Origin of the sequence: Arthrobacter sp. BB-1 (assembly GCF_006151685.1) — a bacterium.
Taxonomy (GTDB): domain Bacteria; phylum Actinomycetota; class Actinomycetes; order Actinomycetales; family Micrococcaceae; genus Arthrobacter.
Map to the genome: position 1 here is coordinate 147,508 of NZ_VDEV01000027.1, position 15,496 is coordinate 163,003.

The 15,496-nt window shown below is 66.2% G+C and carries 16 protein-coding genes; 5 read left to right on the plus strand and 11 right to left on the minus strand.

Annotated features, from left to right (window positions below):
* Positions 1-97: 97 nt before the first annotated feature.
* Positions 98-793 carry a GntR family transcriptional regulator gene (locus tag FHJ30_RS15675; RefSeq protein WP_139030185.1) on the plus strand — a complete coding sequence of 232 codons (696 nt, stop codon included), beginning with the start codon at positions 98-100 and terminating at the stop codon, positions 791-793.
* Between the two features lie 48 nt (positions 794-841).
* Here the strand turns inward: FHJ30_RS15675 and FHJ30_RS15680 are convergent, their stop codons facing one another.
* The 3 genes from FHJ30_RS15680 to FHJ30_RS15690 form a co-directional block, all read right to left on the minus strand.
* Positions 842-1,567, minus strand: coding sequence for a FadR/GntR family transcriptional regulator (locus FHJ30_RS15680; protein ID WP_139030186.1), 726 nt, complete (start codon positions 1,565-1,567; stop codon positions 842-844).
* Between the two features lie 127 nt (positions 1,568-1,694).
* On the minus strand, positions 1,695-3,065 hold the full coding sequence (locus FHJ30_RS15685; protein ID WP_139030187.1) for an FAD-binding oxidoreductase: 1,371 nt from the start codon (positions 3,063-3,065) through the stop codon (positions 1,695-1,697).
* Between the two features lie 90 nt (positions 3,066-3,155).
* The gene (locus FHJ30_RS15690) at positions 3,156-4,913 is read right to left on the minus strand and encodes an L-lactate permease (RefSeq protein WP_139030188.1); all 1,758 of its coding nucleotides are present in this window, start codon (positions 4,911-4,913) and stop codon (positions 3,156-3,158) included.
* Positions 4,914-5,140: 227 nt separating this feature from the next.
* Between FHJ30_RS15690 and aceB the strand changes: the two genes are divergently transcribed.
* Positions 5,141-6,757: a malate synthase A gene (gene aceB / locus FHJ30_RS15695; protein ID WP_139030189.1), complete on the plus strand. Its 1,617-nt coding sequence runs from the start codon at positions 5,141-5,143 to the stop codon at positions 6,755-6,757.
* Positions 6,758-6,859: 102 nt separating this feature from the next.
* On the opposite strand, the gene FHJ30_RS15700 is transcribed toward aceB, so the two are convergent.
* Together FHJ30_RS15700 and FHJ30_RS21930 are read right to left on the minus strand one after the other, a co-directional pair.
* Positions 6,860-7,642, minus strand: a complete 783-nt coding sequence (locus FHJ30_RS15700) for a YsnF/AvaK domain-containing protein (protein ID WP_139030190.1) — start codon at positions 7,640-7,642, stop codon at positions 6,860-6,862.
* Between the two features lie 169 nt (positions 7,643-7,811).
* Entirely contained in the window at positions 7,812-8,495 is a 684-nt protein-coding gene (locus tag FHJ30_RS21930; RefSeq protein ID WP_306669389.1) for a hypothetical protein, read from the minus strand.
* Between the two features lie 275 nt (positions 8,496-8,770).
* Here FHJ30_RS21930 and FHJ30_RS15710 point away from each other — a divergent pair, with 275 nt between their 5' ends.
* Positions 8,771-9,379 (plus strand): flavodoxin family protein, encoded by a 609-nt coding sequence (locus tag FHJ30_RS15710; protein ID WP_139030191.1) that lies wholly within the window; start codon positions 8,771-8,773, stop codon positions 9,377-9,379.
* Between the two features lie 23 nt (positions 9,380-9,402).
* On the opposite strand, the gene FHJ30_RS15715 is transcribed toward FHJ30_RS15710, so the two are convergent.
* Entirely contained in the window at positions 9,403-10,419 is a 1,017-nt protein-coding gene (locus FHJ30_RS15715) for an alpha/beta fold hydrolase (RefSeq protein WP_139030192.1), read from the minus strand.
* A gap of 4 nt (positions 10,420-10,423) precedes the next feature.
* Positions 10,424-10,798, minus strand: a complete 375-nt coding sequence (locus FHJ30_RS15720; protein ID WP_139030193.1) for a cupin domain-containing protein — start codon at positions 10,796-10,798, stop codon at positions 10,424-10,426.
* A 275-nt stretch (positions 10,799-11,073) separates the two neighbouring features.
* On the opposite strand from FHJ30_RS15720, the gene FHJ30_RS15725 reads away from it, so the two are divergent.
* Together FHJ30_RS15725 and FHJ30_RS21410 are read left to right on the plus strand one after the other, a co-directional pair.
* The gene (locus FHJ30_RS15725; RefSeq protein ID WP_139030194.1) at positions 11,074-11,262 is read left to right on the plus strand and encodes a hypothetical protein; all 189 of its coding nucleotides are present in this window, start codon (positions 11,074-11,076) and stop codon (positions 11,260-11,262) included.
* Positions 11,263-11,281: 19 nt separating this feature from the next.
* Positions 11,282-11,428, plus strand: coding sequence for a hypothetical protein (locus FHJ30_RS21410; protein ID WP_171059088.1), 147 nt, complete (start codon positions 11,282-11,284; stop codon positions 11,426-11,428).
* A gap of 128 nt (positions 11,429-11,556) precedes the next feature.
* Here FHJ30_RS21410 and FHJ30_RS15730 read toward each other — a convergent pair whose 3' ends face one another.
* From FHJ30_RS15730 to FHJ30_RS15745, 4 genes are all read right to left on the minus strand, one after another.
* On the minus strand, positions 11,557-11,898 hold the full coding sequence (locus FHJ30_RS15730; protein WP_139030195.1) for a YciI family protein: 342 nt from the start codon (positions 11,896-11,898) through the stop codon (positions 11,557-11,559).
* Between the two features lie 312 nt (positions 11,899-12,210).
* Positions 12,211-13,734 (minus strand): SulP family inorganic anion transporter, encoded by a 1,524-nt coding sequence (locus FHJ30_RS15735; RefSeq protein ID WP_139030196.1) that lies wholly within the window; start codon positions 13,732-13,734, stop codon positions 12,211-12,213.
* Between the two features lie 37 nt (positions 13,735-13,771).
* Positions 13,772-14,149, minus strand: coding sequence for a helix-turn-helix transcriptional regulator (locus FHJ30_RS15740; RefSeq protein ID WP_139030197.1), 378 nt, complete (start codon positions 14,147-14,149; stop codon positions 13,772-13,774).
* Positions 14,109-15,404, minus strand: coding sequence for an MFS transporter (locus FHJ30_RS15745; RefSeq protein WP_139030214.1), 1,296 nt, complete (start codon positions 15,402-15,404; stop codon positions 14,109-14,111). The genes FHJ30_RS15740 and FHJ30_RS15745 overlap by 41 nt, the downstream gene beginning before the upstream one ends.
* Between the last annotated feature and the right edge of the window lie 92 nt (positions 15,405-15,496).

The window sequence follows — 15,496 nt, forward strand, 5'->3', positions numbered from 1 at the left end:
CCTTCAAATTGTCTAACAAGTACACATGTAGGTCAAGTGCTGATGCTGACTTGTCTGGCAAAATAAGGAAACGGGGAAAGTTTTGGGAGGAACGCCAGTGGCCGGACGTGTTGCAGCAGTCTCGATCGTGGATGCGATCGCCGCGGATCTGCGGAGCCGCGTCTTCTCCGGCGAGCTCCATTCCGGCGAGGCGCTCACCGAGACGGACGTGGCATCGTCCTACGAGGTGGCCCGGCCTACCGCCAAGGCCTCGATTGAAAAACTCGTCGCCGAGGGGCTGCTGGACCGGGGCGCCCACAAAACGGCACGGGTGGTGGATCTGGGGCCGGAATCCGTCCGGGACATCTACGTGGCCAGGGCGTACCTGGAAAGCGAAGTGCTCCGCCGGCTGGCGTCCGGCCGGACGGTGCCGGCCGGCGCCGTGAAGGCCAACAGGGACATTGCGGCCCTGAAAACCGGCGCCCCGCTTGACGTTGTGGAACCGGACATGCGGTTCCACACCAGCCTGATTGATGCGGTGGGAAACCAGCGCATCAGCAGGATGTACCTGTCCCTGGTGGGGGAAGTCCGCCTGTGCATGTCCCGAGTGCAGTCCCTGCACCTCCTGGATACGGCCCTCATCCAGGCCGAGCACCAGAAGCTCCTGGAACTGATCGAGGAAGGCCGCGGAGAAGAAGCCGCCCAGCTGCTGGACATCCACCTCGGGCGTGCCCGCGAACGGCTGGTGGCCGCAATGGGCGGCGAGCCGGGGCCGGAAGCCGACCTGCCGCCGTCGGGCGTTATTGCCGGCTAGCCGCACCGTCCCGGCGGAACCGTCCGGAACGTCACTGGCCGTTAATGCTCAGGAGCGGGCCCGTGCCGTCTGCTCATAAAGCCACGCCACATGGTTCCGAAGAAGGTCCGCGGCAAGATCGGCATTCTTCGCCTCAACGGCGTCGAAGATCGCATGGTGGTGCGCCCTCAGCTCAGCGAGCACAACCGGCCATTGGCCCAGGGCCGCCAAGGCGTCCTTGATGTAGCCGCGGATGGAGCCGCTGAGGGAATCCATGATGGTTTCAATTACCGTATTGCCGGCCAGTGCGCTGAGCGCCATGTGGAACTGCGCGTCCAGGGCGTGGAATGTTTCCGGATCCATGTCCGGGGCGTCCATCGCCAGGAGCAGCTCCCTGGCCCGCTGGATGCCCTCAGGATCGTGACGTTCGGCCGCGGTCCGGGCCGCCCAGGTCTCCAGGAGGATACGGGTTTCGACGATGTCCGCCACCGGAAGCCGGCTGCTGGCGATGTGCAGCCGGAGGGTGGAGGACAGTCCCGCTGATGGCTCTGACACGATGACGGCGCCCGATTTGGGGCCGGCCTTGTTCGAGCTGCGGAGAATCCCCATTGCATCGAGGAGGCGCATGGCTTCACGCACTGAAGCGCGGGAGATGCCATAGGTTTCCGCCAGGATGCGTTCTCCCGGAAGCTGGTCCCCTGCCTTGAAGCGCCCGGAACGGAGGCCCGCCTCGACGTCGTCCAGCAGGACATCATAGGTCCGCTTCGGTGAGGATTCCGCTGCTGATTCGGCCATGCTTCCATCCTGCCCTACGGGACCGTCCTGCACCGCGTTCCGGCCGCGGCGGAGGAGGCGAGGGAAAGGGGCAACGGAAACCCGCTCCCGCCGCCCCTTTCCTCCGCCGCCGCAGCGGCCCGGCCTGCTAGATCGCTTTGCCGGGGTTGAGGATTCCCTGGGGGTCGAAGACCCTGCGGATTGAGCGCTGGAGTTCGAGCGAAAGGCCGCCGAGCTCATCCTCGAGCCAGTCGCGCTTGAGCAGGCCGACGCCGTGTTCCCCGGTCAGCGTGCCGCCAAGGCGCTGCGCCAGGTAGAACATGTCGCCGAGGGCCTTTTTGGCGGGCCCCTCGGTGATGGATTCTTCAGGCTCGACGACGATCATCGGGTGGAGGTTGCCGTCCGCCGCGTGTGCCACGTTGAAAATCCGGACGCCGGTCTTCCGGGAAATGTCGTCCAGGCCGGCGAAAACTGCCGCCAGCCGGTTCCGCGGGACGCCGATGTCGCAGATGGACACCCGGCCCAGCTTCTCGAGGGACGGGATGGCCTCCCGCCTTGTGGCCACGAGCGCATCCGCTGCTGCCGGATCCACGGCCTTCTCGATGGAGCTGGCAAACGGCTGGATGGCCTGGAGGAGGACGTCCTGTTCGAGGAACGCACCGTAGCCGTCGGTCTGCGCCAGCAGGAAGGCCCCGCCCTTTGACCGGTGGCTGGTGCCGTGCGCTGCATCAACGGCTTCCAGGGTGGGGCCGTCCATGAGTTCCAGCACCGAGGGCTGCAGCCGCGCGGCGATGATGGCAGAGGCGGCCAGGGCGGCGGCGGCCACGTCCGGGAAATACGCGGCAACGGTGGCGGTCTGGACCGGCCGCGGCCGCAGCCGCAGGGTGGCCTCCACCACCACGCCCAGCGTCCCTTCGGAACCGATCATCAGGGCATTCAGGTCATACCCGGTCACGCCCTTGATGGTCTCCCGTCCCGTGCGCAGCACCCGGCCATCGGGAAGGACAACCTTGAGCGCCAGGACGGATTCCCGGGTGACGCCGTACTTTGCGCACCACATGCCGCCGGCGTTGGTGGCGATGTTGCCGCCGATGGAACAGATGGCCGTGCTGGCCGGATCCGGGGCGTAGAACAGTCCGTGCTCCCGGGCGGCGGCGTTGACCTCCGCATTGAGGACGCCGGGTTCAACCACCGCCAGCTGCTCCACGGGGTCGATGTGGAGGATCCGGTTCATGCGGGCCAGGTCGAGGACCACTTCACCTGCCCGGGCTGATGCTCCGGCTGCCAGGCCTGTTCCGGCACCGCGGGGAACAACCGGCACGTTGTGGGCCGCGGCCAGTTTCATGGTGGCCACCACCTCCTCCGTGCTGGTGGCGTACACAACGCCGTCCGGGAGGCTGGGAGGAATGTAGCCGGAACGGTCCGTGCTCACCCGGACGCGTTCGTCCAGGTCCGTGGAAGCGTGTGCGCTTGCGGAGAGAAGCGCCGATGATGCTGTTGCAACTGCAGATGTACTCATGGAAAGGAAACCTCTTTGTTTCTTGGGGCATGGGGCCGGGGGCTGAAGCACTCCCCCGGCCCTGTTTCATTTGTAAGGGCGGCGCGGCGTTTAGGGAACCATCCAGCCAAGCACCGGCGTCGACTGGAGCAGGACCAGGAGGATCATGACGGCCAGGAGCCCAAGGCTCCAGCCCAGGAGCTTCCTGAAGAGCGTGCCTTCTGATCCCTCCATGCCCACGGCGGCGGCTGCCACGGCGAGGTTCTGCAGGGACAGCATCTTGCCCATCACACCGGCGGACGAGTTTGCCGCGGCCATGAGGACGGGAGGCAGGCCCGTCTGTTCGGCTGCGGAAACCTGGAGCTGGCCGAAGAGGGAGTTGGACGAGGTGTCAGAGCCGGTGAGGGCGACGCCCAGCCAGCCGATCACCGGGGAGAGGACGGCGAAGAATCCGCCGGCCGAGGCGAGTGCCAGGCCCAGGGAGGTGGTCTGGCCGGACAGGTTCATGACGAAGGACAGGGCCAGGACGGACATCACGGTCACGATGGTCCACCGCAATTGCTTGAGTGTCTCCCCGTAAATGCGCAGGCCTGCTGCGGCCGGGATGCGGTACAGGGCCATGGTGATGATCCCGGAGATGAGGAGGAGCGTGCCGGTGGCCTTGAGGTGGTCGAACTTGAACTTTTGCGCGGCCACGTGCTTGCCGTCCGCGTCCACAACGTCCAGGCCAGGCCAGGAGAAGCTCACGCTTCCGGCCGCGCTGAGCCAGGTCTTGACCACCGGGATCTGGGCGATGGAGAAAATGGCCATAATGATCAGGTACGGGGCTATGGCCATCCAGATTTCCCGCGGCCCCGGCCGCTGGGCGGAACTGCCGGCCGGTGCCAAGACCCGGGTGGTCGCAGCGGCGGAGACGGCCTCGGTAACGGAGGCAGACGCCGGAATCCTCCCCGAGGCGGGGCGGCGGCCGTCCGTGGACGGGCCCGACGGCGGTTCCTCCTCCCCGGGCTGGTCCGGGCCGCTGGCCTGGCCGGACATTTCGATGATCTCCCGGGGCTGCCAGACGCGCAGCATCAGCAGCACCGCGGCCACGGTGGCTACGGCGGCCACAACGTCCGTCAGTTCCACGGCGAAGTAGTTCGAGGTAATGAACTGGAAGATGCCGAATACGGCGCCGGCCACCAGTGCCACGGGCCACGTCTGCTTCAAACCGCGCTTGCCGTCCACGATGAAGACGAGCAGCAGGGGCACGATCAGGGCGATGAAGGGCGTCTGGCGCCCGGCCATCGAGGACAGGTCGTGCAGCGGCAGGCCGGTGACGCCGTTGAGGGCAATGATGGGTGCGGCCATGGCACCGAAGGCCACAGGTGCCGTGTTGGCCAGCAATGACACAACGGCTGACTTGAAGGGCTTCATGCCGGCGGCCATCAGCATGGCGGCAGTAATGGCCACCGGCGCGCCGAATCCGGCCAGGGATTCCAGCAGCGCGCCGAAGCAGAATGCGATCAGGATCGAGAGGATGCGCAGGTCATTGGAGATGGACCGGATGGTCCGGCCAAGGGCGTCGAACCAGGGCGTGGCGACGGTGAGTTTGTAGACCCAGAGGGCGTTGATGAGGATCCAGAGGATGGGGAAGAAGCCGTAGAAGGCGCCTGCGGCCGTGGCACTGAATACCTGGTCCAGGGGCATCTGCCACACGACGGCTGCCAGGACGATGGACAGCAGCAGGCTGGTCAACGCAGCTTTTGCGGCTTTCACGCGGAAAACGCCCAACAGGACGAACAAGAGGATCAACGGCAGCGCCGCACACAGGGCCGAGAGGCCCAGCGAACCCCAGAGGGGGTCCACGACTTGCTGATAAGTGCTCACAAAAAACTCCTTTGTGTTTGGAGCAGGGGGAGGTGATGGAACGCGGTACAGGGGTGAAGCGCCAGCAAAATTCCACGATGTGAGAGGGAGATTTCTTCAGATGGATCTGAGACTACGTAGCGGTCAGACCATTAGTCAACGGTCTGACCGATTTACTTTCAAACGTTGTTTTTTCATCAGACAGAACATATTGTCCATAATGCGAAAACTTGTTGAAAGGACCAGCAATGCCCCTGACCCGTATCTCCAACCCGCCCTTTGAACGCGCCTCCGAGATCCTGACGCCGGAAGCCCTGGAGTTCCTGGCTGAACTCCACAGCCGTTTTGCCGCCGAACGTGACGCCCGCCTGGAATCGCGGCAGGTCCGCCGGGCAGAAGCGAGCCGGACCGGAACCCTGGACTTCCTGCCGGAGACAGCAGCAGTGCGCGAGGGTGACTGGACGGTTGCCCCGGCTCCGGCTGCCCTGCAGGACCGCCGGGTTGAAATCACCGGCCCCTGCTCTCCCGCAAAGATGGCGATCAATGCCCTTAACTCGGGAGCCAAGGTGTGGCTGGCAGACCTTGAAGATGCCAGCTGCCCCACGTGGTTCAACGTCGTCGACGGCCAGCTCTCGCTGTATGACGCAGCACGCGGAACCCTGGCCTACACCTCGCCCGAGGGCAAGACCTACGCCCTGCGCACCGACGCGCCCACCGCCGTCGTCATAATGCGTCCCCGCGGTTGGCACATGGAGGAGCGGAACCTGGAATTCGACGGGCGGCCCGCCGTCGGAGCCCTGGTGGACTTTGGCCTGCACTTCTTCCACAACGCGAAGCAGCTCCTCGAAAACGGCCACGGCCCCTACTACTACCTGCCCAAGATGGAAAGCCACCTGGAGGCCCGCCTGTGGAACGACATCTTTGTCTTTGCCCAGGACACCCTCGGCATCCCGCAGGGAACCATCCGGGCTACCGTGCTCGTAGAAACCATTCCCGCAGCCTTCGAGATGGACGAGATCCTGTACGAACTCCGCAACCACGCCTCCGGGCTCAACGCCGGGCGCTGGGATTACCTGTTCAGCATCATCAAGTACTTCCGCGATTCCGGCCCGAAATTCACGCTTCCTGACCGTGCGGCCGTATCCATGACGGTGCCGTTCATGCGGGCGTACACCGAGCTCCTGGTCAAAACCTGCCACCAGCGCGGCGCCTTCGCCATGGGCGGCATGGCCGCGGTGATCCCGAACCGCCGGCAGCCGGAAGTCACGGAGGCTGCGTTTGAGAAGGTCCGTGCGGACAAGACGCGCGAGGCCAATGACGGCTTCGACGGCTCCTGGGTTGCGCATCCGGACCTGGTGCCCATCTGCATGGAGGTGTTCGATGCGGTCCTTGGGGATGCCCCCAACCAGGTGCAGCGGACGAGGCCCGAGGTCCACGTCACCGCCGAGCAGCTGCTCGACATCGAATCCGCGCCCGGAGAAGCCACCGAGGCCGGCCTTCGCGGCAACCTCTACGTCTCCGTCGCCTACACCGCCGTGTGGCTGTCCGGCAACGGGGCGGTGGCTATCCACAACCTGATGGAAGATGCTGCGACGGCGGAAATCTCCCGGTCACAGGTGTGGCAGCAGATCCGGAACGCAGTGACCCTGGCGGACACGGGCAACACGGTGACCCGGGAACTGGTGGAGCGCCTGCTGGCCGAGGAAACCCGGAAGCTCCGCGGTGAAGTGGGCGAAGACCTGTTCAGCAGGTACTACGAGCCGGCGTCCAGGATAATTTCCGGGATCTGCCTTTCCGAGGAGTACACCGACTTCCTCACCACTCCGGCGTACGACATGCTCGAATCCGAAGTAGCCGCGCGGTAAGGGAACTGCCCATCGCCTGGGAACAAAAACGCGCGGTCCGCCCTCCTGGCTGGAGGGCGGACCGCGCGTTATGCACTGGCGAAGGCCGCTGAGCGCCGGTTCCTAGCGGCGGGTGCGGCCGTCGTCGTCGAGGTCGATGTTCTCCTTGCGGACCTCTTCGGTGACGGTGCGCTCATCGGTGACCGTTTCCTTGTCCAGGCGGACACGCTCCACCGGTACCGCTTCCTTTTCGACGACGGGGCGCTCCTGGTGGAGGATGACCTCGTGCTCTTCCTCGCTGATGGCGGGGCCGCTCATGGCGTTGCCGCGGTTGGCGTCGGTGATGGGTTCGCGTTCCAGGCGCACCTCTTCGCGCTGGACCGGGACGGTGGTGGTGACGTTTTCGGTGACCACGTACTTGCGCAGGCGCGCCCGGCCGGTTTCCTCCTCGCGGGTGCCCACGTGGAGCTGCTCTTCCGAGCGGGTCATTGCGTCATCGGTGGTGGCGCCTGAGGTGTCATGGCCGACGGTGCCGCGCGTTTCGTGGTCCCGGTCGGCGCCGCGGTCGGTGTCGGCCATCCCGGCGCGACCGCTGACGCCGTAGTAGGCGTAGAGCCGCTCTTCCTCTGCGGGCTCCAGGTGGCCGTCCGGTGCGACGCGGGGCGCGTCCTTGACCTTGTCCTTGGTGTGGGCAATGAGGATGTCATTGCCGTCCTGGGTTGCGGAATCCAAAGGTGCGAAGGACTCGTGGGTGCCAAAGAGCCCGGTCTTGACCGTGACCCAGGTGGGCTCGGACGTCTGGTCGTCCACGTAGATCTGTCCGACGGATCCGATCTTGCTGCCGTCGGAGCCCAGGACGTGTCCGCCGGCAGTGGTCAGTGCGGAAAGGTTCTCAGTGCTGATCATGTGTTCTCCTTCAAATGCTGCGTTGGTTGTTAGCTGATGAAGCAGTTCATGGGTCAGTTTTCGTAGCGGTTCCGCGGCGGCCTGGCCTGCGCCGCGCGGAGCTGCTTGGCCTTACGGGCCTTTTGCACCTTGCTGATGATGGTGGGCAGGAAGAATAAGAACAGTCTTTTCACAGTTGGCGTCCTCCTCCCGGCATGTCGGTGTACGGGTCATCGGGATCCCTCAGCGGGACCCCGCCTTCGGTGCCGGGGTATGCGGGCCGGGCGGGTTCCCCGTAAATGGTTTCGCCGTAGGCGGGCTGGACAGGCACGGGCTCCCGATAGAGCGATTCCTCGCCCCAGGGCGCAACAGGGCTTGCGGCAGCCGGCGCCTGTGCCGGGCGGGGCGGGATTCCCTCCTGCGCCTCCGGGCCGGGGGCGCCTGCCTGGAGGCTCCGCGCCACCCGGCCGGCAAGCAGCCCTGCGCCGGCGGCCAGGAGCAGGAACGTGCCCGGCTTGCGGCGGGCGAAGGACTGCACGTCATTCAGGAGTGATCCCGCATCCTTGCCCTCGATCCAGGACGCCACCGCGGCCGTGCGGTCGGCAGCCTGGCGAACAAGGTCGCTGGCTACGCCCTGCTGGTCCGGCGCATCAGCCATGGTGCGCAGCTGGGTGGAGATGGTCTTGACGCCGTCAGCGGCTTTCTGCTGCTGGGCACCGGCCTGGCTGCTCACACCGGACTTCGCCTGGTGCAAGAGGTCCTTCGCACTGGACTTCGCCTCGGACGCCACGTTTCCAGCCTCGAGCTTGGCGGCCTGGGCCACATTTCGGACCTCACCGGCCGCCTGCCCGGCAACGTTCCCGTACTCGGTCATCATCGCTCGCTTTCGTTGGAAGGCAACTGGTCCCTGGAACCCAGCATGCCGAGATAGTAAGTATGGTTACTACTTAGATACTAAGCACACTTGCTATTGATCGCGCAACGCTTGCCTCCCAGCCTCCCCTCCCAACTAGGTAGCGCTAAGTGTCGTTTTGGGGCGTCAAAACGACACTTAGCGCTACCTAGTTGGGGTGGGCAGTCCGCCGTGCTGCTGGCTACGAACCCTAGAGTGGCACGACGGAACACCCCCACGAATGACAAGGAAGACCGATGGCTGACCTCACCGCATTTGCCCTGATCTGCTCCCTGACCCCCTCGCCCGAGCCGTCCAGCAGCGAACTCATGGCACGCCACGTGCTGGACGAACTCGCAGCGCACGGCGTCAGCGGAACCTCCGTGCGGGTGGTGGACCACAACGTGATGCCCGGCGTGCAGGTGGACATGGGCGCCGGCGATGCCTGGCCCGGGATCCGCGAGAAAATCCTGGCGGCCGACATCCTGGTCCTGGCCACCCCCATCTGGATGGGCCATCCCAGCAGCATCACCCAGCGGGTCATCGAGCGCCTGGACGCGGACCTCGCGGAAACGGACGACGCCGGCAGGCCCGTTATGTACGGGAAGGTGGCGGTCGTGGCGGTGGTGGGCAACGAGGATGGCGCCCACAAGACCGTTGCTGACACGCAGCAGGCGCTGAACGACGTCGGCTTCACCATTCCCGCCCAGGGCGCCACTTACTGGGTGGGCGAGGCCATGCAGACAGTGGATTACAAGGATCTGGACAGCGTCCCCGAGAAGGTGGCCGCCACCACCGCCGGTGCCGCGCGCAACGCTGCGCACCTGGCCCGGTCCCTCGCCACGGCCCCGTACCCGGCCGGGTAAGGGCTGGGGACCGGCCGGGCTCCTCAGCCGTTGCCGCCCAGGAAGGCGCGGATTTCCTCGGCCATCTGCTCGGACTGGGTCCAGTGCAGGTAGTGCCCGCCTTCCAGGGGGACGATCCGCTGGCGCCTGACGTTCTTCAGCAGGTCCTGCGTTGACGATGTCTTGGTGGCTGTGGAATCGGTCTTTTCATCGGCGATGAAGGCAAGGACGGGCAGGTCATCGGGATAGCCAACTCCCTTCAGGGCGGCGGCGTTGTTGGCAATCCGCGCTGATTCGTCGGCAACGGCGGGATTGCCGTAGTTCCAGCTCATCATCTGGCGCATGCGCTTCAGCTCGTCCTCCGTGTAGGCGTCGCTGTCCGGGTCCAGCAGGCCCGGGGCTATAGCGGTGACGGACCGGACCAGCCCGGTAAAGGAGAGCACCCGCTCGATGTTGATGCCGGGCTGGGGCTCCTCAACCTGACCGTGCCCGGGTTTCGGTATGGTGGCGTCGATGCCCACCACCGCGGACACCTCACTGCGGAACCGGTTGGCGTAGTCAAGCATGTAGAACCCGGCAATGGAGTGCCCTGCCAGGACGTACGGCTGCCTCACCTGCAGTTTCGCCACGACGTCGTGCAGCTCGGTGCTGATGTTCTCGTTGGTGCGCGCGCTGCCTTCCATATCGCTGTAGCCGTAGCCAATCCCTTCGACCACGATGACGTCGAAGCCGTCCAGCGCACGGATCAGCGGCGCAAAGTCGAGGGCAGGGGCCGGCGTTCCCAGGCCACCGAGGAGGATGATCGGTTGGCCGCCGCCCCCGCTCCGGTACACGTTCAGGGCTTCGCTGCCCACGCGGACCCGTTCGCCGTAGGCGGGAACGCTCGACTTCTCCGCCCGCTCCATGACCAGGTTGACCGCCGTCGACACCAGGACCAGCCCGAGCCAAACCAGCGCGGCGATGCCGGTCCGGCGCAACCAGCGCCGGGGCTTTTTCCGGGGACCCGCACCTGTTGTGGCCGCTTCCCCGGAACCCCGTCCACGGAGCGGGCGGGTAGCCACCGGATCAGGCGGGCTTTGCGAAGACCGCGGCACTCATGACTTCGTAGCCCACGAATGCCTCATCACCCTCCACCCAGGCGTCATGGCCGGCCGGAATGCTGTACGCATGGCCGGGGCTCACCGTGCTCCGTGTTCCGTCTTCCATTTCAACAGTGAGCGTCCCGGCGGTGCAGATCCCCACATGGTTCACCTGGCAGGTATCCGTATGGACCACGGTCTTGACGGTTTCGGACCACCGCCAGCCCGGCTCAAAGGTGAACCTTCCCAACGTGGTTCCGCCGAGGTTCACCACGTCCACCTGCGTCTTGGGCGGGCGGCGCTTTTCATCGGGTTCGTCAAAGGACTTCGCTTCAAGGGCGTTGACAGTTACTCCGGCCATTTCATTTTCTCCAGACAGGGAATGGACTGTTCGTCCGGGGCGTCCAGGCCGCTCCGGGGGCGTTGGCTGGCCGACGCACGCTGAGTCAACACCGCCAACAGTGGCACCCAGCGCTATCAGCCTGCGCCGACGGATGTGCCGTGTCAAGACACGCGGGCGGAGTCCCCCGGGCGCAGGAATGCGCATGGCCGCCGGGGAACCCCGCGCGTAGAATGAAGGCGGTTCCGGGCGCGGAATTTCCCGCAGGTCCGGGCCTCTGCTGAGGACGGACCGCCATGCTCAAGGCACTGTTATGCAGGGTAAATCTGGGGCACCACTGGCTGGCCGACACGGACCAGGACGGTAATTTCCGCCGGCACTGCACCCACTGCGGAAAAGTCGACCGCCGGGTGGCCACATGGCCGGGCCTTAGCGCCCCCGGCAATCCGGAGGCCCACCCCATGGACCACCACGGCAACTGGTGATTCCGGCTAGGATTCCGGGATGGGACTCATCATCACACTGCTTATCATCTGGCTTGTCCTGTCCATCCTCGGCTTCGTCATCAAAGGCTTGGTGTGGCTGGCGGTCATCGGCCTGGTGCTGTTCGTGGCCACAGCTGTCTGGGGCTGGGTGAAACGCAACGCCTGACGACCCACTGAGGTGACGCGCCGCCGTCGTACGCGGCCCGCTGAGTTGACGCGCCGCCGTCGTACGCGGCCCGCTGAGTTGACGCGCCGCCGTCGTACGCGGCCCGCTGAGGTGACGCGCCGCCGTCGTCAGCTCGCGGGGTCGTACTGGAACTGCCGGACTTCCTGCGCGCAGCGGCAGGCGACGGCGATCTTCGCAGCCCATTCCAGCGCCGCCTCCCGCGAGGGCAGTTCGAGGATGGTGTAGCCGCCGTTGGGTACCGTATGGCCCGGGTAGGTGCCCTCGGTGACTGTGCCGTCCCCGGCCACCATCACCGGGGCCACGTCCTCGGCGATTCCGCCGCCGAAGACATAGACGCCCGCCTCCTTGGCCTCCTCAATGACGGCATGCGAGGTTCTCACCACCTCCTCGAACTCCTCCTCGGGGACCTGCATGGCCTCACCGGGGAACGAGATCAGGTACTTCGTCATTCGGGGGCTCCTTTGCTTCGGCGGAATGATCCGGCTTTTCACGCACGATGGTTCGTGCCCGATTATGGCGCCGGCCCCCGACATGCAGTCAAGGTGCCACAAACGCGCTCCCCCGGCCGCCGGAATCGAGGAGGGCCTTCCGGGTTGTACACGGCCCGGTCGCGGTTGCCGGCCGCAGCCGTGCGTTCCTGCCCAGTTGCTTTCCTGGCAACCGGGCGGCGCGCTGCGAACCAGAGCGTGTCCCCGGCTTGAACGGGTTGAGCAGGTTGACCCCCCGAGTAACTGGGCAGGAAGGCACGTCCTCCCGAGGCCCTAGTTCCCCGCGCCGAGCTTCCCGCCCAGCCGTTCGCGCATGGTGGTGCTGGCGTCATTGAGGCCGATGATTTTCACGTCCTTGCCGTGGGCGCGGTACTTCTCGGTGATGGCGTCCAGGGCGGCGATGGTGGAGGCGTCCCAGAGGTGCGAGGAGTGCATGTCGATCACCACGTGGGCCGGGTCCAGGGCGTACTCGAACTGGGTGTAGAGGTCGTTGGAGGAGGCAAAGAACAGCCCGCCGTCCACCACGTAGGTGGTGGTCTCATGGCGGTTGACGGTGGACAGCGTCCGTTCCACGGTGACGAAGTGGGCCACGCGGCGGGCGAACAGCACCATGGCCACGAGCACCCCGACGCCCACGCCGATGGCCAGGTTGTGCGTGCCGACGGTAGCGATGACGGTGGCCAGCATCACCAGGGTTTCGCTCTTGGGCATCATCTTCAGGGTGCGTGGGTGGATGCTGTGCCAGTCGAAGGTGGCCCACGAGACGAAGATCATCACGGCCACCAGCGCCGCCATGGGGATCAGGGACACGACGCCGCCGAGCACCACCACGAGGACCAGCAGGAAGGCGCCGGCCAGGAAGGTGGAGATCCGGGTGCGTGCGCCGGAGGCCTTGACGTTGATCATGGTCTGGCCGATCATCGCGCAGCCGCCCATCCCACCGGTGAAACCCGTGACGAGGTTGGCCACGCCCTGGCCCCAGGCCTCCCGGGTCTTGTCCGAGCGGGTGTCCGTGATGTCGTCCACGAGTTTGGCGGTCATCAGGGATTCGAGGAGCCCCACGAACGCCATGGCGAGGGCGAACGGGAAGATGACCTGCAGGGTTTCGAGGCTGAACGGAACGTTGGGGAGGAACAGCGATGGCAGCGAGTCGGGCAACTCGCCTTTGTCCCCCACCGTGGGGACGGCGATGGACGCGAACACTGTGACCAGGGTGAGGACCACGATTGCCACCAGCGGGGCGGGCACGGCGCTGGTGAGCCTGGGCAGGCCGAACACGATCAGCAGGGCAAGCGCCAGCAGCGGATACACCAGCCACGGCACGTTGAGCAGCTCCGGAACCTGGGCCATGAACACCAGGATGGCCAGCGCGTTGACGAAGCCCACCATCACGGACCGCGGAATGAAGCGCAGCAGCCTGGCCACGCCGGAGAGGCCCAGGATGATCTGGAACATTCCGGCCAGGATGACCGTGGCGATCAGGTAGTCCACACCGTGGGACTTCACCAGCGGGGCAATCACCAGGGCCACCGCGCCCGTGGCGGCGGAGATCATGGCGGGCCTGCCGCCCACAACCGCGATGGTCACGGCCATGGTGAAGGAAGCGAAGAGTCCCAGGCGGGGATCGACGCCGGCAATGATGGAGAACGCGATGGCCTCCGGGATGAGCGCCAGTGCGACGACCAGCCCGCCCAGGACTTCGGTCTTGAGCCTCCGCGGGGACTTCAGGGCCTCCCGGACGGACTGGAGCTGCTCCGGGGTGCAGGCGCGGGTTTCCCCGGCGGTTGTGGCGGCCATTGCGGGCTCCGTTCAGGCTAGGGACGACGCGCGGGCGTCAGCCGTGGGCGGGTTCGCCCGTGATGCGGTGGTCAGCGTGGTTGATGGTTTCGCGGATGAGCCGCACCAGGTGGCCGTCGTGGAGCGAGTAGATCACGTGGCGGCCGTCCTTGCGGGTGTCCACCAGCCCGCTCAGCCGAAGTTTAGCCAAGTGCTGGCTCACCACTGTCCGCGGCACCGCCGCCGCTGCCGTGAGTTCCGTGACGGTCTTGGGGCCCTCGGCCAGCTGCCACAGCAGGTGCAGGCGCGTTGGCTCGGCGAGCATCCGCAGTGTGGCGGACGCCGTCTCCAGCAGTTCCGGGCCGGGGTCTACCGGGTGGACAAGGGAGGGCGCGTCAGGCGCGGGGTGTGGTCCGCTGGAGGGCTGGCTGCTCACCGTGCTGTTCCTCCCCTGCGGCTTCCGTGGCTGGTGCGGCCACGTGCCGCGGCCAGGACAGGAACGCTCCTGCACTGGCTATTATCGCAACAATTGTCAGTGCCAGCGCAGCCCAGCCCAGGCCCGCCACAGCGCCCACCCACCCGGCCAGCGGATAGGTGAGGATGTAGCAGGCGTGCGAGAGGGAGAACTGCGCCGCAAAAACATAGGGCCGGGTGTCCTCGGTGGACGCCTCGCGCAGGAGCCTTGACGACGGCGTGAGGATGGTTGCGCTGGCAGCGCCCAGCAGGAGCCACAGGCCCAGCAGCAGCCACCACCCGCTTGGGGCGGGGTCCAGGGCGCGGTCCAGGGAGAGCGCCGCGGCGCCCGCCAGGACGAAGGGGATTACAGCAGCCCCGGTGAGCATCACGGCCCTGTCCCCGAACCGGTCGAGGACCTGCGGGGCGGCCAGCGCCACAATCATGGACCCCACGCCGAAGCAGGCCAGCGCCAGGGCCAGGTCGGTGTCCGGGCGCCTCAGGACATCCCGGACGTAGACCACCGTGTTGACCAGCACCATCGCCGTCGGGGCGGCAACCACCAGGTTGAGGGCCAGCAGCGACCGCAGCCGCCGGTTCCGCCAGAAGATCCTGGCGCCCAGGGTGGTGCGGTGCCACAGCGAGGCCTGCGGCACTGGGGCGGACGCGCTTTTGGGCAGGGTACTGATGGCCACCATGGCTGCGGAGGACAGGAAGCCGGCAACCGTCCCGAGGAACAGGTTGTTGTAGCCCACCACAGTCAGCAGCAGCGCGGCTATGGCCGGGCTGGCCAGTGCCTCCATGTCATACGCAAGCCGGGACAGGGACAGAGCCCGGGTGTACTCCCGCTCATCTGGAAGGACGGCGGGGATCAGCGACTGGAAGGCTGGAGTGAAGGTGGCGGAGGCGGACTGGAGCAGGAAGATGACCGCATAGATCTGCCATGTCTCGCTGATGAACGGCAGGGACAGCGCCATCACCGCGCGGAGCATGTCGGCCCCGATGAGGACCCGTTTCCTGGGCCACCGGGCCACCAGCGCAGTAATCACCGGCGCCAGCCCCACGTAGGCGAGCATCTTGACCGTCAGCGCTGTCCCCAAGACGGCCCCGGCGTTGCTGCCGGCAAGGTCGTAGGCGAGCAGTCCGAGCGCCACTGTCAGCAGGCCCGTGCCGATCAGCGCAACAATCTGCGCGGCAAACAGCCGCCGGTAGGTGGCGTTCCGCAGCACCGACCACAATGGGTCCACCTCCTTGAGTGCATATGTGCATGACTATGCACTCAAGAGTAGACCCTCCAGGCGCGGGACAAGGAAAGGGTGCGGCCCCACTG